This is a genomic window from Marinobacterium rhizophilum DSM 18822 (genome assembly GCF_000378045.1).
Lineage (GTDB): Bacteria > Pseudomonadota > Gammaproteobacteria > Pseudomonadales > Balneatricaceae > Marinobacterium_A > Marinobacterium_A rhizophilum.
In genome coordinates this window covers 1-20,518 of the sequence record NZ_KB899109.1, presented here as the reverse complement: position 1 = coordinate 20,518, position 20,518 = coordinate 1, and the positions used below count along the sequence as shown (strand labels likewise).

Genomic DNA, 20,518 nt, shown 5'->3' with positions numbered 1-20,518 from the left:
CATGGGTGTCAAACCATGCATTCGGCTGTCAATTGGCTTACAATTGCGCCCCGAAACTCCCCTACCAGAACCCAAAAGGTTTAAGCAGAACAATGCAGCTCCTGAGCCAGTTCCTGAAACACCAGAAGACTGACGAACAATTGGTCGATTTGATCGCCACGCTAATGGTCGCATGCAAGGAAATTGCACTGCAGCTGCGTGAAGGTGAACTGGCCGGCGTTTTGGGCACCACCAGTAACACCAATGTGCAAGGCGAAACCCAGAAAAAGCTCGACGTTATCGCCAACGACGTGCTGAAAAAGCTTCTGCTGGACAACCCCCTGGTGGCGGGTCTGGCCTCTGAAGAGGAAGACGACCCTGTTCCCGGAAACCCCGATGGCCGCTTCCTGGTGACCTTCGACCCGCTCGACGGCTCATCCAACATCGACATCAATGTGTCCGTGGGTACCATTTTCTCGGTACTGGAACGCACCCCCGGCGAAGACCCGGCCCTGCACGCCACCTACCTGCAGAATGGCCGACGCCAGGTCGCCGCGGGCTACGTGCTCTACGGCCCCTCAGCGGTACTGGCGCTGACCACCGGGCGGGGCGTGAACTTCTTTACCCTGGCCCACACCGGTGACTTCATCCTCACCCGTGAAAACATCAAGATCCCGACCCAGACCCGCGAATTCGCCATCAACATGTCGAATCAGCGTCACTGGGAACCGGCCATGAAGAGCTATGTCGGTGACCTGCTGCTGGGCAGCGACGGCCCCCGCGGCAAGAACTACAACATGCGCTGGATCGCCTCCATGGTGGCCGAAGTACACCGCGTTCTGACCCGCGGCGGCATTTTCAGCTACCCCTGGGATGCCCGTGAACCGGCCAAGCCCGGCAAGCTGCGCCTGATGTACGAAGGCAACCCGATGAGTTTCCTGATTGAACAGGCCGACGGCATCGCCAGCACCTGTTACGCTCCGATCATGGACGTCCAGCCCGCGGAGATACATGAGCGTGTCTCCGTCGCCCTGGGTTCGCGTGAGGAAGTGGAAATCCTGCTGAGCTACCACAACACCGAAAAGTAAGTGACCCCGGATGCAAACGGCCAGGCGGCCATAAGTCGTATACAACTGAAGGGCCGCCTGTGACTATAATCCGTCACTGAATCCAGACCCGACCTTTAAACTGAAAACAGGAAGACACGCATGAGCTTCGCTAAAGTGCCTGCCGGTAAAGACCTGCCGAACGACTTGTATGTGATCATCGAAATTCCGGCGGAAAGCTCCCCGGTCAAATACGAGATCGACAAAGACGCCGATGCCATCTTTGTTGACCGCTTCATGGCCGCCCCCATGTTTTACCCGGCCAACTACGGCTACGTGAACAACACCCTGGCCGACGACGGCGATGCACTGGACGTGCTGGTGCTGACGCCGCACCCGGTGGTTACCGGTTCCGTGATTCGCTGCCGCCCGGTTGGCGTCCTGAACATGACCGACGAAGCCGGCGAAGATGCCAAGCTGATCGCCGTGCCGCATGAAAAGCTGAGCCAGGCATACAACGACGTCAAGGACGTTGAAGACCTGCCCAAGCTGCTGCTGGACCAGATTTCCCACTTCTTCGAGAACTACAAAACCCTCGAAAAAGGCAAATGGGTCAAGGTTGAAGGCTGGGCGAATGCCGATGCCGCTCGCGCTGCCATCGTACAGGCCGCTGCCGCCTACGAAGCCGCCAAGTAAGCTCTCGCTTGGCTATGCCGGGTTGCGCCTTCTGGCGCCGCCCGGCAACGTTGTTACTTCGCGTTACTTTCACCCGCTACACATCAGGCCTCAGGGCCCTCATATCATCCAGCATCCCCGCACAGGACTTTCAACTGCTCGAATCCGATAAGCCATGACCTGCCGGCGAATGCCTGGCCGATCAAAGCGCGCCGATATTCAACTCGCCGGTTTCCACCACATTGACATAGGGCAGATAATTGCCCAGATCCAGCCGCGCGCTCAGCTCATAGGTGACGCTCTCTCGCCTTGTCTGCAGCAGATCAGTCAACAGCCTGAAGCCACCCAGCAGATCCGCCGTGGCGGTCACGCTGAAATCGACCTCGCCATAGGCCGGAACCTTCGGCAGGTCGTTCGCCACACCGTTCAGCAGCTTGCGGCCCTCCAGCGATACCCGGTACGTGATACCCTGCAGGCTGATGGCCTCACGGTTGGGATTGATGATATGCAGCCCGATCAGAAAACGCGGCGCCATGCCCTCGGAGGGCAGCGCCCTGAACGATGTCACGGACACCTCGGGCTTTTCAAAATCAGGCTGCACGGTCGCACAGCCGGCCAGCATCAGTACGCACAACACCAGCAGTGCCCGTTTCAGGGTCAGCATCGTTTGAATCTCCAGCTTGTTTCTTACAGTAACTACCCAAGGGCAGCGCGTGCTGCACAGTATCGCAGCTCCCACCTGAACGCTACCGGTCGCCGGCGCAAACGCCTCAGGCGAGCCAGCCCGAACACCCCGTCAGGACGTCCAGTCAAGGATGACCTTGCCACTCTGGCCAGACTGCATGGCAGCGAAACCTGCCTCGAAGTCGTCCACCTTGAAGTGATGGGTAATGACCGGCGCCAGGTTAAGTCCGCTTTGCAGCATGGCCACCATCTTGTACCAGGTTTCAAACATCTCGCGACCATAGATGCCCTTGATTTCCAGCCCCTTGAAAATCACCTGGTTCCAGTCAATCGCGGTATTGCCGGGCGGGATACCCAGCAGTGCAATCTTGCCGCCATGATTCATGTGGGCCAGCATGTCCGTAAAGGCCGCGGGTACGCCGGACATCTCCAGCCCCACGTCAAAGCCTTCCACCATATGCAGGTCCTGCATCACATTACTCAGCGACTGACGCTGTACATTGACAGCCCGCGTGGCGCCCATTTGCGTGGCCAGCCCCAGCCGATAATCGTTCACATCGGTGATCACCACGGTACGCGCGCCGACATGGCGTGCGATAGCAACGGCCATAATGCCGATGGGACCGGCTCCGGTAATCAGCACGTCCTCCCCCACCAGGTTAAAGCTCAATGCCGTATGCGTGGCATTACCAAAAGGATCGAAGATGGCGGCCAGATCGTCGGACACATCGGGCGGGATGCGAAACGCGTTGAAGGCGGGAATCACCAGGTACTCGGCAAAAGCACCCTCGCGGTTTACCCCGACACCCACCGAATTGCGACACAGATGCCGCCGGCCAGCGCGGCAGTTGCGACAGGCCCCGCAGGTAATGTGCCCCTCGCCGGATACCCGATCGCCAATCTCAAAGCCGCGAACTTCCTGCCCAATTTTTACGATCTCCCCCACATATTCATGCCCCACATGCATGGGCACCGGGATCGTTTTCTGCGCCCACTCATCCCAGTTCCAGATATGCATGTCCGTACCGCAGATGGCGGTCTTGCGGATCTTGATCATCACGTCGTTATGCCCGACCTTGGGCATGCGGGTACGAATCAGGCTGAGCCCGAGCCCCGCCTCCTGCTTGGCCAGCGCCTTCATGACAGCGTTCCAAGAGCATGCCCCACCCGGGTAAAGGCTGCCACCGCAGCATCAATCTGGCTGTCGGTATGGGCGGCACTCATCTGGGTACGAATGCGTGCCTGACCTCGGGGCACCACCGGGAAACTGAAGCCAATCACGTAGACGCCCTCCAGCAGCAGCGCATCGGCCATGCGGGTTGCCAAAGCCGCATCGCCCAGCATAACCGGAATAATCGGATGGGCTCCCCCCGCAAGGGTAAACCCCGCCGCCTGCAGGCCTTGGCGAAACCGTGCCGTGTTGCGCTGCAGGCGGACCCGCAGTGCAGCGCCTTCAGCGCTGTCGAGCAGCTGCAGCACCCGCAGGGAGGCGCTGGCGATACTGGGCGCCAGGCTGTTGGAAAACAGATAAGGACGTGACAGCTGACGCAGCAACGCCACAATTTCGCGCCGCCCGGAGGTAAATCCCCCCGAGGCACCGCCAAGCGCCTTGCCCAGCGTACCGGTGATGATGTCCACCCGGCCCTCGACGCCGCAGTGCTCCACCGTCCCCCGGCCGCCAGGGCCTACAAAACCCACCGCATGGGAATCGTCCACCATTACCTGGGCGTTGTACCGCTCGGCGAGGTCGCAGATGCTGCGCAAATCGGCGATCACACCATCCATGGAAAACACGCCGTCGGTGGCAATCAGCTTGAAACGGGCACCCGCGGCGTCGGCGGCCTGCAGCTGCACCTCGAGATCCGCCATGTCATTGTTGCGATAGCGGTAGCGGCGGGCCTTGCACAGGCGCACGCCGTCAATGATGGAGGCATGGTTGAGCGCATCGGAGATGACGGCATCCTCGGCATCGAGCAGGGTTTCAAACAGCCCCCCATTGGCATCGAAGCAGCTCGAATAAAGAATGGTGTCCTCGGTGCGCAGAAAGGTCGACAGCGCCGCCTCCAATTCCTTGTGCAACTGCTGGGTTCCACAGATAAAGCGCACCGAGGCCATGCCAAAGCCCTGGCGCTCCAACCCCTGGACAGCGGCTTCCACCAGCCGCACATCATTGGCCAGCCCAAGGTAGTTGTTGGCGCAAAAGTTAAGCACCTGCTCTCCGCCTTCAAGGCGGATCAGCGGCGATTGCGCACTGTTGATCACCCGCTCTGTCTTGAAAAAACCCTCGTCTGTCAGAGTGTCCAGCCGGTTCTGCAAGTGGGCCAGAAAAGCATTGTCCATGATGTACTCCCGCTCAAGCGAATTCAGGGAAAGGTGCTGCTGCCAAAACCATAGCAGCCCATCGCGTCCTGCACATGGACGGGCACCAATGCGGCTAGCCAAAGACGACGTTTAACTTTACTCTCAAGCACTATCCGTCTGCGGTTGAATAAGGAGTACCCATGGACCTGAATCTGTCGCTCTACCAGACCCGAGTCATCGGCGCGCTGATCGAGAAGGAGATCACCACACCGGATCAGTACCCTCTGTCACTGAATGCATTAACCCTGGCATGCAATCAGAAAAGCAACCGCGACCCGGTGCTGGATCTGGACGAAAGCACAGTGCAGCAAACGCTGGATGAACTCGCCCAGTTGCGCCTGATCAAGGAAGAATCAGGTTTCGGCAGCCGCGTACAAAAATACAAGCACCGCTTCTGCAATACCGAGTTCGGTGAACTGCAGTTTAGCGAACAGGAACTGGGTATCCTGTGCGTCATGTTCCTGCGCGGCCCCCAGACACCCGGCGAGTTGCGCACACGTACCAACCGGCTGTGCAGTTTCGACGATGTGCTGAAAGTTGAGAAAGTACTGTACAGGCTGATGACCCGTGACGACGGGCCCTTTATCGTCAAGCTCGCCAGGGAACCGGGCAAACGGGAGTCGCGCTACGCCCACCTGTTCAGTGGCGATATTGAACCGGGTCAGGCGGCGCCCCCGCCACTGGCAGAACCACGCGCCGCCCGGGAACCCGAAGACCCGGGCCGGATTGAACAGCTGGAACGGGAAGTGACAGAGCTCAAAGCCAAGGTTGCCGAACTCGAGGCAATACTGGAAGACCTGACCACCTGAGCGCGCAACTGGAAATTCATTGCGCCAACCCATTAAAAAGGCCGGGAAGCTTGCCCTTCCCGGCCTTTTTAATCGTACTGTCAGCAATTACCTTTCTTGCGCTGTCCCGGCGGGCAGAAGCTGGCGTTGTTATGGTGATCATCGCGGTAGTGATGCTCCTCCCTGCGCACCTCGCGGTAATTGCGCTCGTCCCGATACTCGGAGCGGTGGTCCTTGGTGTTGACGGCCGTACCGACCGCAGCACCGATACCAGAGCCAACCACCGCGCCGTCGCGACCACCCAGTTCGGCACCCAGAGCCCCACCAACAGCGCCCCCCAGGGCCCCGCCGATGGCGGAGTCAACAGTCAGGTCACCGGCGAATGAGATGGCTGGCAGTAGCGCCAGCAGGGCAACGGCAATAGTCGATTTTTTCACAGCAGTTTCCTCCTCTGCGTCCCGTAGATCCGGGCCACAGCAGTTTTTCAATGTTGGGTATAGCGCCCGTACAGGTTCAGCTCGGCGGGCAACGCTTAACGGATTCAGGTCGCCTTAATGGCGCCAGTGACCTTCATGGCGATACTTCTTGTGACCATGATGATGTTTGTTGTGACCATGGTGATGTTTCTTGTGGCCGTAGTGGCGCTTCTCGTAGTAGTGGCGCTCAACCGGATAGTAATGCTGCTCAACCACCGCGTGACGCTCGACCACCCGGTAATCCCGCTGCGGCTCTCTGCGATAATCCCGCGTATTGATTGCAGTTCCGACGACAGCCCCAAGACCGGAACCCAGCACGGCGCCGTCACGTCCGCCCATTTCAGCACCCAGGGCACCACCAATCGCGCCCCCCAGGGCGCCACCGATCGCGGAATCGGTGGTCAGGTCTCTGGCCATCGCCGTAACCGGCAACAATGATGCAAACAATAAAGCCATTATGAATTTTTTCATGGGATTCTCCTTGCGCTGACAGGCAACACGTCTCTGCCTCTCCTGATAGTGCCTATGAGACACCAGCGAGGATGAACCGCGCATGAAGGATACATTGATGCTGGCCAGCGCCGGATTACTGCGGCACTATCTGGGAACCTGTGACCCGACCCGGGCTCAGAAACGGATATGCACCCACCAGACAAGGAACCTGAATCATGCTGAAACTCTACGGCGTTGCACTCAGCAACTATTACAACATCGTCAAGCAAGCCATGCTGGAAAAAGGCGTGGCGTTTGAAGAAGTCAGCGCCCCCCCGTCACAGGACGCAGGCTATCTGGCCAAAAGTCCGATGGGAAAGATCCCCTGCCTCGAAACGCCGGAAGGCTTCCTGTCAGAGTCACTGGCCATTATTGAATACCTGGAAGAGACTCAGCCGACTCCGCCCCTGTTCCCGACCGGCGCCTATCAGCGCGCCAAGACACGCGAGATTATCAAGTACGCCGAACTCTATATTGATGCGCCAGCACGCCGCTTGCTGGGTCATGTATTGTTTGGCGCCCCGCTCTCCCAGGACGCCCTCGCCGAAGTCCGTCCCGCCATCGAACGTGGACTGGCCGGTCTCAAGCGGATTGCCCGCTACGAACCCTGGGTCGCCGGCCCCGACTTCAGCTATGCCGATATCGTGCTGATGCACTGCGTTAACCTCATGCTGGGCATGGTCGGTGCCGTCTATCAGTGGGACCCACTGGCCGACGAGCCAGAACTGGCCGCCTGGTTGCAAAAAGCCAGCGAACGTGATCACAGCAAGGCGCTGCGCGAGGCGCAGCAGCAGGCGATCGCCAAGTTGAAGGCGGGCTAACCCACCGCCAAATACAAAAAGCCCGAACGGCATGCCGCTCGGGCTTTTTGTATATGGTTTCAAATCCGGCCGTTTTAGTTACGGAACCGCGCGCAGGCCGACCAGTTGTTCATCAGCAGGTAGTAGCTGACCCCGGCCGGAATCAGGCTCGCATACCAGGACACCGACGAGAAGGTCAGCGCAACGGCCGCACCGATGAGGGACGCGATGATTGCGGCATAGTTCACGCCACGGTAGGGACCGCTCTCATCATAGAGCTTGGAGATATCCAGGGTGCGACGGCGGATGATGAAGTAGTCCACCACCAGCACGGCGAAGATCGGGCCCAGGAAGGCCGAGTATGTCTGCACGAACAGTTGCAGCCCCGCCGAGGACTCTTCCTTCACCAACTCCCAGGGGAAGGTGCCAAAGGCCGCCAGCCCCACCAGGATGGTGGCGGTGCGGAATTTCAGCTTGAACACATCCATCAGGATGTAGGTCGGCGGCACCACATTGTTCAGCACGTTGGTCGTGACCTGGGCAAAGGCGATAAACAGCAGGGTGGTGACCAGCAGCAGTTGGTTGTCCACCGCGCTGGCAAACACCTGGATCGGATCGGACACGCCGGTGGCGCCGGACACCATCAGGCCGATCAGGCCCATGAACAGGGTGCAGGGCAGAATGGACATGGCGTAGAGCGTGGTCAGCAGGCCCGGGCCGCTACCCTTTTTAAGTTCACGGGAATAGTCACTAACGTTCAGCATCATGGTGCTGTAAATGCCGAGGAACAGCATGGTGGCGCCCCAGAACGGCATGCCCCAGGTCCCCTCGATATTCACCAGGTTGGTGGTAATCTCGTCACCGTAGCGATTGATCACGCTGTAGAACATGTAGACCAGCGACAGCAAAATGAAGACACTGCCGAAGTTTTCCAGCCACTTGATGCCCTGGAAACCAAACATCGACAGGCCGATCTGCAGCAGCTGGAAGACAACAAAGAAGAACACCAGGTTGTCGAAGCCGAACAGGCTGGCCGATACCGCGTTGATGGCGCCGGCGCCGATCCAGCTCTGAAAGCCGTACCAGACGATGGCGGGCACCGCCCGCACCAGGCCCGGAAAGCGGGTGCCGGCGAAACCGAAGGCGCTGCGTGCCTGCACCATAAAGGGAATGCCGTACTTGTAACCCGCTGCGCCGTTGAAGGCCAGCGCGATACCAATGACGAAACAGCCGATGGCAATGGCCACACAGGCCTGCAGCAGGTTGAGCGTACCCACGATACTGGACCCCATCGCAAAGGTGCCGATGGATACACAGCCGCCGAACCAGGCCAGCAGGTAGGATACCCGCCCCATGATTCGTGTTTGTTGCGGCGCCAGCGACTCTTCGCCGGCGGCCTTGGTCTGGACGGGCTCATCTATCACGGCGGCCCCTGTTAACACTTGCTGATTCTGCATGATGATTCCTCACACAACGGGTCTCAAGCCCGTATTGTTATTATATTGCGACTTGGCGTCCCCACAGGGCTGCACCAGGCCCACGGCGTTACTCCTGCAAATGCGTTTACCCGCGACCCGAGAGATGCTCAAACTGGCCACTAAAGGCCTTGGGCCGCGGAAAAGCCAAGTCACCGTACTTGCTGGTGCCCAGCCCCAGGCTGACCAGGGACTCCGCCAGCTTCATCGCAGCGGTGACCCCCTCAACGACCGGCAGGCCGACCTCCTCACTGATCTTTTCCCTGAGATCCGCCATGCCGCCACAACCCAGTACGATGGCGCCAATGTTGTCCTGATCACGCGCCCGCCGGCATTCCTCGATAATGCGCTCCAGCGCGGCATCGCCACTGTCTTCCAGATCCAGCACCGGGATCTCCGCCGCCCGAACCCGCCGGCAGTGGTGTGCAAATCCATAGGATTGCAGCAAGTGCTCAGCGATGATGCCGGTACGACCCAGGGTCGTCACAATTGAAAAACGGGTACTGATCAGGGTGGCCATGTGAAACGCCGCCTCGGCGATACCGATTACGGGCGCCCGAGTCAGTTCTCTGGCGGCAAGCAGACCCGGATCGCCAAAGCAGGCAATGATGTAGGCATCGGCCCGCTCCCGCTCGCCTGCACGTATTTCCTCCAGCACGCCTACGGCACTGATGGCCTCGTCAAAGTGGCTTTCTATCGACACCGGACCACTGCGCGGATTTGTAGCAATAACCCGGGTATCTGGCGCCGCAATACGCTGCGCTGCCTCACCAATTTTTTCGGTCATGCTCGCCGTTGTATTCGGATTTATCACGTGAATCTGCATATTCACTCTCTCGCTTGGTTGGGACGCTTATATCTTTGTACAAAAAAACAATGAAGCGCACAACATTAAAAACATTATTGTTAACAATTTTGTTTTGAGCAGAATATCCAGTACATTAGCGACACCAAGGCATCAACCGCAGCTGCAAACACCTTCTTAATATTTTTATTTCATACAGTTAACGGCAAAAAATGATGGAGAGGCGTAGCAGAAACCACTGGCAGTAACCCCGAAATAACATGAATAACGTGCATAAAAACCAGCACCATTAGGAAAAAATTTCCCGCCACCAGAACCCCGCACGAATGTGATGGTTGCCGTGACGTGCGGCTACGCCAACCCGGTACGGCGCGTCAATTCAACATCACCTATGCTGTGTTACAGACCCAAACTGGAAATAAACGATCAACGTGCCGTTAACACGGTATGGCATTGACGGGCAGTAATTTGCGCACATAACGATAAGGGGGCGTTTTCCATGTTTCTGAAACAAAAGTCCAGCGGCCATATGGTGGAGGTTCTTGCACTGACAGACCTGTTCAACCCTTTTTCCGCACAGATATCAGGCCGTTACAATCATGGCGAGGAAGCGCAGGACCCCGAAGACTTTGCCAAGGACGATCTCGTATTCCTTTCCGGCGAAGACCTGCCCCGCTGCTGGACGGATTCCCATTATCGTGACGACGAACTCAGGCGTTGAGGTTGCAAATTCCCTTGCCCCAAGTAATGCCAAAGGATACCGTCTGACCGGGACCGTCAGCGAGAACTCGGCTGCGGCTCCTCCTGGGCATGGCCCGAAAAGCAGGTGCCACTCATCATTGTGGTCGACAGAAACCGAACAGGAGATCCCGATGGGTCTGGGTACATTACTTAAAAAGGTATTTGGTGCGCACGACAGCGAACCCGGCAAGAAAGCCGAGAAACTCGGCGAGCCGATTGAATACAAGGGATACCAGATATTTCTCCAACCCCGTTCGCTCGGCGGCCAGTTTGGCGTCGGCGGCCTGATTCGCAAGTCCGTGGATGGCGAAATCCGCGAACATGTACTCATCCGCGCAGATCAGGTGCCGAGCCGGGAGCAGTGCAACGAAATTACCCTGCAAAAAGCCAAAACCGTCATCGACCAGCTGGGCGAAGACCTGTTCAAGGGCTGATCAAGCGTTCGAGAGCCTGTGAACAGGTTTCTCAGCTGCTTTGGCGCGGATGCAGCCAGGAGGGCAGTAATGAATAGGGATCGATCGTGACCTTCTTGTCATAGACCACTCCGGCCTGCTCCAGCCGCTGCTGCAGACGACCTGACTTGAATTCATCGAACACTTCGGTGCAGCCACCAATAAACTCCCCTGCCACAAAAATCTGTGGAATCGTAATGCAGCCCGTATGGGCGTTCAGGGCGGCGCGTATCGCCCCCCCGAGGTTGTCCTGCTGATACTGGGCACTGTCCAGGTCGACCGAACGGTAATCGATACCGCACTTGGCAAACAGCTTGCGCAGCGACCAGCAGAACTCGCACCACTCCAGCGCAAACATCACCACCGGGTGGGCAGGATCCGACAGCGCCTGCGCCACAAAGGTTTCGGCATCGGGGGTGATATTCACCGCCGCACTGGCCGCAGGGGCTGCCGAAGGACGATCAAAGCGATAGCCGGGCGTCGAGCGTGAGACCTCCAGCTCCTCAGCCGTCATCTCCGTTTCGATGTCCGCAAACAGCGGCGTGCTAAGGTAGCGCTCCCCAGTATCGGGCAACATGCACAGCACGTTGGTCCCCGCCGGGCTGCTTCGGCAGATGCGCAGTCCACCCGCCAGCGTCGCGCCGGCCGTGATACCGCAGAAAATCCCTTCTTTTCGCGCCAGCTCCCTGGACAGGCACAGCGCCTCGTCTCCCGGAATCGGCATGATCTGGTCGATGAGCCCTTGCGCAACAGCGTCTTCCGTCAGCTTGGAAATAAAGTCCGGCGTCCAGCCTTGCATCAGATGGGGCCTGAAACTTGGATGGCTGCCCGCCGGTGCGCCATCCGGCGCACGCACCTGTCTCACGCCGCTGCCCAGCAAGGGTGAATTATCCGGCTCACAGACCAGGATACGGGTCTGCGGGCTCTTCTCGCGCAGCACCCGTGCCACCCCCTTCAGGGTTCCCCCCGTGCCAAAACCCGTGACCCAGTAGTCAAGCTGCACGTCGGCGAAATCCTCAAGGATTTCCGGCGCAGTGGTGCGGGAGTGGAAGTCGGCGTTGGCTTCGTTTTCGAACTGGCGACATAGAAACCAGCCATGCGCCTCGGCCAGCTCCACGGCTTTGGCCAGCATGCCACTGCCTTTTTCGGCAGCCGGTGTCAGGATTACCTGGGCCCCCAGAAAGCGCATCATGCGCCTGCGCTCAACACTGAAATTCTCGGCCATGGTCAACACCAGCGGGTAGCCTTTCTGGGCACAGACCATCGCCAGGCCGATACCGGTATTGCCGCTGGTCGCCTCGATCACCGTCTGCCCCGGTTTGAGTAGCCCTCGCTTCTCAGCATCCTCGATAACCCCCAGAGCAAGGCGATCCTTGACCGATCCCATCGGGTTGAAGGCTTCGAGCTTGACGAAAAGATTTACCCCCGCAGGGGCCAACTTGTTGATCCTAACCACCGGAGTGCGGCCAATCGTGCCTAGAATGCTATCAAAACGGGTACCCATTCTCTTTCTCCTGTCAGCGGAAACGCACGCCAGCCCCGGCATAGATACAGATAAGGAAATTGAATTTTTAATCAGTTTATAAGCATAGGATAAAGATCGAAAAGCACAGTACAGGAACACAGATCAGGCATCATTACGCCCCTGTTTTCGTGTCTTGTATCAATGGATCAACACGCTATTGTTTGATACGCATGACAGGCTCCGCACCACGGATTTGATAACGGCGGACCGCATCCGCTTCCCACACCCGGCAAGAGGCTATAGCCAGGGCTCGGCTCACCGTCAGCCAGCCCTTAAGGGCGAGACCCGCTAAAAGAACAGAAACCTTATTTCTTTTTGATATATAGTTATACCTTTAAAGAATATTAGAAAGTTCTTATACTATGCCAATGACCTGAGCAAAGGCGTGCGCTATGAACCTCCCACAGATCAAAAGTTTTTTTGACCAAACCACCAACACCTTTAGCTATGTGATTCGGGATCCGGCCTCTGCGGCCTGCGCCATCATCGACTCGGTGCTTGCTCTGGATTATGCATCGGGCCGAACCAGTACCGCCCCTGCCGATGCCATCATCGCTTTTATTCAGGCAGAGCAGCTGAAAGTCGAATGGATACTCGAAACCCATGTACATGCAGATCATGTCTCGGGGGCATCCTACCTGCATGAAACGCTGGGCGGCCGCACCGGTATTGGTGAAAAAATCACCCAGGTGCAGGACATTTTCGGCAAGGTTTTCAATGCCGGCCAGGATTTTCGCCGCGATGGCAGCCAGTTCGACCGCCTCTTCAGGGACGACGACACCTTTGCCCTGGGCAGCCTGACGGGGCGTGTGATGCACACACCGGGCCACACACCGGCATGCCTCACCTACGTGATCGGCGATGCCGCCTTTGTCGGCGACACCCTGTTCATGCCGGATTACGGTACGGCGCGCTGCGACTTCCCGGGAGGGGACGCCCGCACGCTGTACCGCTCCATCCAGAAGGTACTCGCACTGCCGCCATCGACAAGAGTCTTCATGTGTCACGATTACAAGGCAGACGGGCGCGATACATACGAGTACGAAAGCAGCGTCGCCGAGCAGCGGGCCAACAACATCCACGTTAAAACGGATATCTGTGAGGATGATTTCGTGCGCATGCGCACCGCACGTGACGCCACGCTGAGCATGCCACAGCTGATTCTGCCTTCGGTGCAGATCAATATGCGTGCAGGCCATATGCCTCCACCCGAAGACAATGGCACCCACTACCTGAAGATCCCCCTGAACCTGTTTTGACACTGCCCCCAAACAATCCGCCCAGTGGCGACAATACCCACGACTGCACGGGCCCTGTGAAGCCCCTTGACCCAGGAGCCCGGCCGCGATGAAACAGTATTTCCCCATCCTGACGTGGTTGCCGGCGTATCGGTCGGGTCACCTGGCAGATGACCTGCTGGCGGCGGTCATCGTAACGGTCATGCTGATCCCGCAATCCCTGGCCTACGCCCTGCTGGCCGGACTCCCCCCCGAAGCGGGTCTGTACGCCAGCATTCTGCCACTGGTCGCCTATGCCATTTTCGGCACCAGCAGCACCCTGGCCGTGGGGCCCGTCGCCGTGGTTTCGCTAATGACAGCCACGGCCGTCGGCCAGGTGGCTGTGCAGGGCAGCATCGGCTATCTCAATGCGGCAGTGATGCTGGCGCTGATGAGCGGTGTGATGCTGCTCGCCATGGGCGTACTGCGCCTTGGCTTTCTGGCCAACTTCCTGAGTCATCCGGTCATGACCGGGTTTATCTCGGCGTCGGGGCTGATCATTGCCATCAGCCAGCTCAAGCACTTGCTGGGCATCGATGCATCCGGACATACACTGTGGCAGCTGGTGCAAAGCCTGTGGGCGCATCGCGGCGGCATTCATGGCATCAGCCTGGCACTGGGCACCGGCAGCCTGCTGTTTCTGCTACTGATACGACGCTATCTCAAACCCTGGCTACTGCGCGCGGGCTACTCTCCCCGCATGGCCGATCTTTGTGCCAAGGCGGGCCCCGTACTGGCCGTGGTCATTGCCACGCTGATCGCCGCAGCGCTGGACCTGAACAGCCAGGGCTTGCGCATTCTGGGCCTGGTACCGGCGGGCTTGCCGGCCCTGACACTGCCGAGCCTGTCTCTGCCGCTGCTGGAACAGCTGTGGATGCCGGCTCTGCTGATCAGCACCATCGGTTTCGTGGAATCAGTGTCGGTGGCACAGGCACTGGCCGCCAAACGCCGCCAGCGGATCGATCCGGACCAGGAGCTCATCGGGCTGGGCAGCTGCAATATCGTCTCGTCGGTATCGGGCGGGTTTCCGGTGACCGGCGGGTTTTCACGCTCGGTGGTCAATTTCGATGCCGGCGCCGCCACCCCCGCAGCCGGGGCTTTTACCGCGGTTGGTATCGCACTGGCCACGCTATTCCTGACACCGTTTATTTTCTATCTGCCACTCAGCGTTTTGGGGGCGACCATTATCGTCGCGGTCCTCAGCCTGGTGGATCTGCGGGCCATACCGAAAACCTGGCGCTATTCCCGCCACGATGCCCTGGCACTGATCGCCACCCTCACAGTCACCCTGACAGCCGGCGTGACCACCGGAATACTGACCGGCGTCGTGTTGTCACTGCTGCTCTACCTGCACCGAACCAGCCGCCCCCACAGCGCCATTGTCGGACGGGTACCGCACACCGAACACTTTCGCAACATCGAGCGTCACCTGGTCGAAACGGACCCGGCGCTCTGTATTCTCAGAATCGACGAAGGGCTGTATTTTGCCAATGCCCGTTTCCTGGAGGATCGCGTGTACGCCCAGATGGCTTCGCAGCAGAAGCTCCAGCACCTGGTGCTGATGTGTCCCGCGGTGAATCACATCGATGCGTCGGCGCTGGAAGCCCTGGAAGCCATAAATGCCCGCCTGCGGGACGCCGGTATTCAGCTGCATCTGAGCGAGGTTAAGGGTCCGGTCATGGATGCGCTGCGTAACAGCGACTTTTTGGATCACCTGACTGGGCGCATTTTCCTCAGCACCTACCAGGCCTGGCACGCCCTGAGCACAGGCGCAGCCCACTGCCCCCTGTCGGCATCAGCTCAACACGGATACGGTTAGTCCGCTACCTGTGCATCTGCTGCGGGCTCCTGCTGCTTCTGCTGTTGCTGAATACGCCACAAATGCGCGTAGCTGCCGCCTTTGTCCAGCAGCGCCTGATGATTGCCCTGCTCAACGATGCGTCCTTCCTGCATCACCAGGATATGGTCGGCATCCACGATGGTGGACAAACGGTGGGCAATCACCAGGCTGGTCTGCCCCCTGGATACCTCGCGAATGGCCTGCAGAATACTGCGTTCCGAACGGCTGTCCAGTGATGAGGTTGCCTCATCAAATACCAGAATGGGCGGGCGCTTGAGAATCGTGCGGGCGATGGCCACACGCTGCTTTTCGCCGCCGCTGAGCTTGAGCCCGCGCTCGCCCACCAGGGTGTCATGGCCATCAGGCAAACGGGCAATGAAATCGTCCAGATGGGCCAGCCGAATGGCCTCCTCAACGTCAGCATCACTGGCATCGATGCGGCCATAGCGAATGTTTTCATAGATCGAGGCGTTAAACAGCACCGTATCCTGGGGCACGATACCAATAGCGCGGCGCAGCGATTCCTGACTCACCGAACGAATGTCCTGGCCGTCGATCAGTACGGCACCTGCATCGACGTCGTAAAACCGGAACAACAACTTCACCAGCGTCGACTTGCCGGAGCCGCTGGCCCCCACCACGGCCACTTTCTGGCGCGGCCGCACCCGCAGGCTCACGCCGTGAAGAATTTGCCGATCGGGACCATAACCAAAATCCACATCGCGAAATTCGATCTCTCCCCGGCTGATTTGCAGCGTCCTGGCATCGGGCGCATCCCTGATCGCGGGTGTTCGTCGCATCAGTGCGAACATACGTTCGATATTGGCCAGGGAGCCCTTCATTTCCCGGTAGACAAAGCCGAGAAAGTTCAGCGGCATGAAAAGTTGCATCATGAACGCATTGATCAGCACAAAGTCCCCCAGCGTCATGCTGCCAGCCACCACGTTGCGCCCGGCCAGCAGCATCATGGCGGTCATCGCCAGACCAATGATCAGGGCCTGACCGCCATTGAGCGCAAACAGCGTGAGACGGTTCTTGCGCCGGGCGAGTTCCCACTCCTCGAGATCCCTGTCGTAGCGGCGGGCTTCATAACGTTCGTTGGTGAAATACTTCACTGTTTCATAGTTCAGCAGGCTGTCCACGGCGCGGGAGTTGCTCTGCGAATCGGCCTTGTTGGCGGCCCGCACGTAACCCGTGCGCCAGTCCGTCGCCACCACCGAATAGGCCACATAAACCACCACTGCAATGAGCGTGATCAGCGCAAACCAGGCCGAGTAGTTGACCAGCAGCAAGCCGATAACCAGCGCAATCTCCAGCAGGGTCGGTACGATGTTAAAAACCATGAAACGCATCAGGAAGCTGACCCCCGATACACCACGCTCAATATCCCGCGACAGGCCCCCGGTACTGCGATTAAGGTGAAAATCCAGCTCCAGCGCATGCAGATGATTGAACACCGCCAGGCCAATGCGGCGCATGGCGCGCTCAGTGACACGGCCGAACAGCGTATCGCGGATCTCGCCAAACAGCACATTAACGAAACGTACCGAGCCATACGCCAGCAGCAGTCCCAGCGGCAGCGCCACCATCGTGCCGCTACTGGCATCCATCGCATCGACGATATGCTTGAGAATAAAGGGCATGCCTACGCTGGCAACTTTGGCCGCCACCAGACACCCCAGCGCCAGCAGGATGCGGCTGCGGTATTCGAGCAGATACGGGATCAGCGCCTTGAGGGTTTGCAGATTGATGGTCGAATCATCCGCGTCCGGATTGTAGGAGCGATGCTTCATGGTGCCGGCCTGCTGGAGAATGAAGAACTAATTGAGCCTGCCATGATAACCGCTGCGGGCCGGCAGGTAGACCAGAAATCCGCAGCCCCAGGACCTTCGCAGGATACGGTTAGCCTATTGGGGTTTCCAGCCAACACTCTGGCCAATGACGTTCTCAAGCAGCGCAATTTCCCGCGACATCTCGCGGGACAGGTTGATCATCATCAGGCCAAAGTCCGCCGGATACTGCATATGCAAATCAAAAAACAGCATGCTGCTAATTTCCAGCACCACCACATCCCCACGTGCAACCGCGGTGCCGGAACGTGGGTGCAGACCAATCATGCCATCAAAACCCACCTGCTCGCCGCGCCCAAAATGGCGCGTCAGTACATCCAGGCCCTCGGATTGCTTGTAGAAGCCCAGCTCACCCTGCAAAACCACATAGAACCCGTCTGCGGCATCACCGGCCCGATACAGCAGATCACCACGGTGCAGTTGCAGCAAGCGCCCGTTGGTCAGCAGAAAGCACAGACATTCCTCGGACAGGGCACCAAAGGTGGAGAGTTCGTGCAGGCAGGCTCGACTGAGCCATTCCAGGACGAAGTCAACATCCAGCGTTTTCATCAGCAATATCCTGCACAGTTTCAGTCACTAAAACAGCTGAGTGACACCTTTAAATATAGTGCCTCGAGTGCAGGATATTGCGTAAAGTTGGGGGCGCCTGTTTTCAGGCCCGGCGCCCGTCTAACCCGCCTGGCTGCGTAACCGTGCTGCAGTCAGGGTATTGCGCAGCAGGCAGGCCACGGTCATGGGGCCAATGCCACCCGGCACCGGGGTCAGGGCACCGGCTACCTGGCTGGCGGCAGCAAAATCAACATCACCCACCAGGCGGGCGTTGCCGGCATCGTCCACTACCCGGTTGATACCGACATCCAGGACGGTAGCGCCCGGCTTGATGTAATCAGCCCCGATTATGCCGGGGCGGCCCACGGCCACGACCAGAATATCCGCCTGGCGGCATTCTTCGGCAAGGTTACGGCTGCGCGAATGCACCGTCGTTACCGTGCAGTTGGCGTTGAGCAGCAGCTGCCCCATGGGCTTTCCAACAATGTTGGACCGCCCCACCACCACGGCCTTGAGGCCAGACAGGTCACCAAGGCGGTCCTGCAGCAACAGCAGGCAGCCCAGCGGCGTGCACGGCACCAGAGACGGCTGGCCTGCACTCAGGCGCCCGACATTAATGGGATGGAATCCATCCACATCCTTGCCGGGATCAATTGCCTCGATCACCGCCGACTCGTCCAGTCCCGCCGGCAGCGGCAACTGCACCAGAATACCGTCAACGCGATCATCCGCATTCAACGACTCAATCAGCGCCAGCAACTGTGCCTGGGTCGTATCGGCATCCAGCAAATGTGGAAAAGAGGCAATACCGGCTTCGCCGGCCTGGCGCACCTTGGTACGCACATACACCTGACTGGCGGCATCTGAGCCCACCAGCACCACCGCAAGTCCGGGTTGCCGGCCATGGCTGGCTGCAAAGTCCTGCGCCATGGTTTTGACCTCCTCGCGCACCCGTGCCGCAAAGGCCTTGCCATCAATCAGGGCGGCCGACGACGGGGTTGGATGCTCTGCGCGTTCGCTCATCTGTTGTTCCTTTATTCTATGGAAAGTTACAGGCCGGCAGAGGACCTGCAGCACCCCGACTCTGTTGCCACAGGCGGCCTCAAAGCCTGCCTGCAGGCAAGTGGAGTGTTAATCGCCCACTTAAAACCACATCTGCACGATGCAACGTGCACTTTTTAGTAAGCTTTGAGAGGTGTTAGTCGCTTGCACTGATAACGCCCCAACGTTTTTGCAATCCCCGTCTAAAAAACGACAGTGCGCAGTCCGTTCTCAAACACGCGGCGGCGTACATGATACTTCACGGCGCGGGCCAGCGTCTGGGCTTCCATATCACGACCGACCTGGGTCAGGTGCTGAGGGTCATGGGCATGGTCCACACGCTCCACCATCTGCTCGATAATCGGCCCCTCATCCAGGTCTCCGGTCACATAATGGGCCGTGGCACCAATCAGTTTCACACCGCGCGCGTAGGCTTGATAATAGGGCTTGGCACCCTTGAAGCCTGGCAGGAATGAATGGTGGATATTGATGCAGCGGCCTGTCAGCGCATTAGACATCGTATCACTCAGCACCTGCATGTAACGCGCCAGTACTACCAGCTCGCTGCTGGTTTCATCGATCAGCTGCAGCAGTGCGGCTTCCTGTTCAGCCTTGGTTTCCTTGGTTACCGGCAGGTACACATATCGAATACCTTCACGCTCAGCCATGTAACGCAAATCTTCATGATTGGACACCACCGCTGTAATCTCGATGTTCAGCTCGCCAGTCGCGCGGCGGTAGAGCAGATCACGCAGACAGTGATCATACTTGGAAACCATGATCAGCACTTTCGCAGGCTCGGTTGCGTCGTGGATTTCCCACTCCATATCGAAGCGCAATGCCGTCACCTCAAATGCGGCTTTTAGCTGCCCGACACTGGGTTTCTGGTTACCTTCGAAAACAAACTCGATCGTCGAGAAAAAACGCCCGGTATCGAGATCATCATACTGATGCAGCTCCTTGATAAAGCAGCCGCGATCTGCCATGAAATTGCCAATAGCGGCAACGATGCCGACACGACCGGGGCAGGAGACCCTGAGGATATAAGCGGGTTTGTCTTTCATTACTATTCTCTTTCCATCGCTATACGTTGGCGCACAACTCAAGGCTGACTATCTTACCAGCCTCAGCGGCGTGATAGACATCTAGATTGTGCCGCAGCAACCAAAACCGCAGCCATCACAGCACCCCATGACAAAAACCACCTGGCTTTCCTCTTGAATGTGATAGCGGAGGCAGGCTATGACCGCGGCCGGCGAGGCTATAGCCTTCGCCCCCCTTGTCAGTCTATGACCTTCGCTGCCGTTATGAGAAGCGAGCCCGACGCTTTACACCCATGCTACTCAGAAACGAAAAAGGCCCGAAATCTTTCGACTTCGGACCTTTTCTGCAGAACCGGTAACTTTCGATTACCAATTCTTGAATGTGGTAGCAGTGACAGGCTTATGAATCCATGACCTTCGCTGCCCTTGTGAAGAGCGAGCCCGACGCTTTACGCTCATGCTGCTCACTGCTCAGAAACGAAAAAAGCCTGACACTTTTCAGTATCAGGCTTTCCTCTTAAATATGGTAGCGGGGACAGGATTTGAACCTATGACCTTCGCTGCCCTTATGAAGAGCGAGCCCGACGCTTTACGCCCATGCCCATGCCCATGCCCATGC

At 58.4% G+C, this 20,518-nt stretch carries 20 protein-coding genes; 8 read left to right on the top strand and 12 right to left on the bottom strand.

Annotation, left to right across the window (positions count from 1 at the left end):
* The first annotated feature begins 92 nt into the window (after positions 1-92).
* Entirely contained in the window at positions 93-1,067 is a 975-nt protein-coding gene (locus F451_RS0119330; protein WP_020683064.1) for a class 1 fructose-bisphosphatase, read from the top strand.
* 120 nt (positions 1,068-1,187) lie between these two features.
* Entirely contained in the window at positions 1,188-1,721 is a 534-nt protein-coding gene (gene ppa / locus F451_RS0119325) for an inorganic diphosphatase (protein ID WP_020683063.1), read from the top strand.
* Between the two features lie 181 nt (positions 1,722-1,902).
* Here the strand turns inward: ppa and F451_RS0119320 are convergent, their stop codons facing one another.
* The 3 genes from F451_RS0119320 to F451_RS0119310 all read right to left on the bottom strand — a co-directional run bounded on the left by F451_RS0119320 (position 1,903) and on the right by F451_RS0119310 (position 4,724).
* Positions 1,903-2,364 (bottom strand): LEA/WHy family protein, encoded by a 462-nt coding sequence (locus tag F451_RS0119320; RefSeq protein WP_020683062.1) that lies wholly within the window; start codon positions 2,362-2,364, stop codon positions 1,903-1,905.
* Between the two features lie 132 nt (positions 2,365-2,496).
* Entirely contained in the window at positions 2,497-3,525 is a 1,029-nt protein-coding gene (gene tdh, locus F451_RS0119315; RefSeq protein ID WP_020683061.1) for an L-threonine 3-dehydrogenase, read from the bottom strand.
* Positions 3,522-4,724, bottom strand: coding sequence for a glycine C-acetyltransferase (locus F451_RS0119310; RefSeq protein ID WP_020683060.1), 1,203 nt, complete (start codon positions 4,722-4,724; stop codon positions 3,522-3,524). Before F451_RS0119310 ends, tdh begins: the two co-directional genes overlap by 4 nt.
* Positions 4,725-4,885: 161 nt before the next feature.
* Here F451_RS0119310 and F451_RS0119305 point away from each other — a divergent pair, with 161 nt between their 5' ends.
* Complete coding sequence (locus tag F451_RS0119305; RefSeq protein ID WP_020683059.1) at positions 4,886-5,554, top strand: YceH family protein; 669 nt, start codon at positions 4,886-4,888, stop codon at positions 5,552-5,554.
* A gap of 80 nt (positions 5,555-5,634) precedes the next feature.
* On the opposite strand, the gene F451_RS0119300 is transcribed toward F451_RS0119305, so the two are convergent.
* Positions 5,635-5,970, bottom strand: a complete 336-nt coding sequence (locus F451_RS0119300) for a glycine zipper domain-containing protein (RefSeq protein WP_020683058.1) — start codon at positions 5,968-5,970, stop codon at positions 5,635-5,637.
* Between the two features lie 114 nt (positions 5,971-6,084).
* Positions 6,085-6,480, bottom strand: coding sequence for a hypothetical protein (locus tag F451_RS26905; protein WP_020683057.1), 396 nt, complete (start codon positions 6,478-6,480; stop codon positions 6,085-6,087).
* Between the two features lie 197 nt (positions 6,481-6,677).
* Between F451_RS26905 and F451_RS0119290 the strand changes: the two genes are divergently transcribed.
* Positions 6,678-7,322, top strand: coding sequence for a glutathione S-transferase family protein (locus F451_RS0119290; protein ID WP_020683056.1), 645 nt, complete (start codon positions 6,678-6,680; stop codon positions 7,320-7,322).
* 74 nt (positions 7,323-7,396) lie between these two features.
* On the opposite strand, the gene F451_RS0119285 is transcribed toward F451_RS0119290, so the two are convergent.
* Complete coding sequence (locus F451_RS0119285; protein WP_020683055.1) at positions 7,397-8,758, bottom strand: NCS1 family transporter; 1,362 nt, start codon at positions 8,756-8,758, stop codon at positions 7,397-7,399.
* Positions 8,759-8,864: 106 nt separating this feature from the next.
* Positions 8,865-9,602 (bottom strand): aspartate/glutamate racemase family protein, encoded by a 738-nt coding sequence (locus F451_RS0119280; protein ID WP_020683054.1) that lies wholly within the window; start codon positions 9,600-9,602, stop codon positions 8,865-8,867.
* A gap of 478 nt (positions 9,603-10,080) precedes the next feature.
* Here F451_RS0119280 and F451_RS0119275 point away from each other — a divergent pair, with 478 nt between their 5' ends.
* Positions 10,081-10,302, top strand: a complete 222-nt coding sequence (locus tag F451_RS0119275) for a hypothetical protein (protein WP_020683053.1) — start codon at positions 10,081-10,083, stop codon at positions 10,300-10,302.
* A 151-nt stretch (positions 10,303-10,453) separates the two neighbouring features.
* Entirely contained in the window at positions 10,454-10,756 is a 303-nt protein-coding gene (locus tag F451_RS0119270; RefSeq protein ID WP_020683052.1) for an HlyU family transcriptional regulator, read from the top strand.
* A gap of 31 nt (positions 10,757-10,787) precedes the next feature.
* Here the strand turns inward: F451_RS0119270 and F451_RS0119265 are convergent, their stop codons facing one another.
* Positions 10,788-12,278, bottom strand: a complete 1,491-nt coding sequence (locus F451_RS0119265) for a pyridoxal-phosphate dependent enzyme (protein ID WP_020683051.1) — start codon at positions 12,276-12,278, stop codon at positions 10,788-10,790.
* Positions 12,279-12,691: 413 nt separating this feature from the next.
* On the opposite strand from F451_RS0119265, the gene F451_RS0119260 reads away from it, so the two are divergent.
* Together F451_RS0119260 and F451_RS0119255 are read left to right on the top strand one after the other, a co-directional pair.
* On the top strand, positions 12,692-13,558 hold the full coding sequence (locus F451_RS0119260; RefSeq protein ID WP_020683050.1) for an MBL fold metallo-hydrolase: 867 nt from the start codon (positions 12,692-12,694) through the stop codon (positions 13,556-13,558).
* Positions 13,559-13,646: 88 nt separating this feature from the next.
* On the top strand, positions 13,647-15,395 hold the full coding sequence (locus tag F451_RS0119255) for a SulP family inorganic anion transporter (RefSeq protein WP_020683049.1): 1,749 nt from the start codon (positions 13,647-13,649) through the stop codon (positions 15,393-15,395).
* Here F451_RS0119255 and F451_RS0119250 read toward each other — a convergent pair.
* The 4 genes from F451_RS0119250 to purU all read right to left on the bottom strand — a co-directional run bounded on the left by F451_RS0119250 (position 15,392) and on the right by purU (position 19,920).
* Positions 15,392-17,209: an ABCB family ABC transporter ATP-binding protein/permease gene (locus tag F451_RS0119250; RefSeq protein WP_020683048.1), complete on the bottom strand. Its 1,818-nt coding sequence runs from the start codon at positions 17,207-17,209 to the stop codon at positions 15,392-15,394. The genes F451_RS0119255 and F451_RS0119250 overlap by 4 nt on opposite strands.
* 114 nt (positions 17,210-17,323) lie before the next feature.
* Positions 17,324-17,815 carry a cyclic nucleotide-binding domain-containing protein gene (locus tag F451_RS0119245; RefSeq protein ID WP_020683047.1) on the bottom strand — a complete coding sequence of 164 codons (492 nt, stop codon included), beginning with the start codon at positions 17,813-17,815 and terminating at the stop codon, positions 17,324-17,326.
* Between the two features lie 120 nt (positions 17,816-17,935).
* Entirely contained in the window at positions 17,936-18,838 is a 903-nt protein-coding gene (gene folD / locus F451_RS0119240) for a bifunctional methylenetetrahydrofolate dehydrogenase/methenyltetrahydrofolate cyclohydrolase FolD (protein WP_020683046.1), read from the bottom strand.
* A gap of 221 nt (positions 18,839-19,059) precedes the next feature.
* Positions 19,060-19,920, bottom strand: coding sequence for a formyltetrahydrofolate deformylase (purU, locus tag F451_RS0119235; protein WP_020683045.1), 861 nt, complete (start codon positions 19,918-19,920; stop codon positions 19,060-19,062).
* Positions 19,921-20,518: the final 598 nt, after the last annotated feature.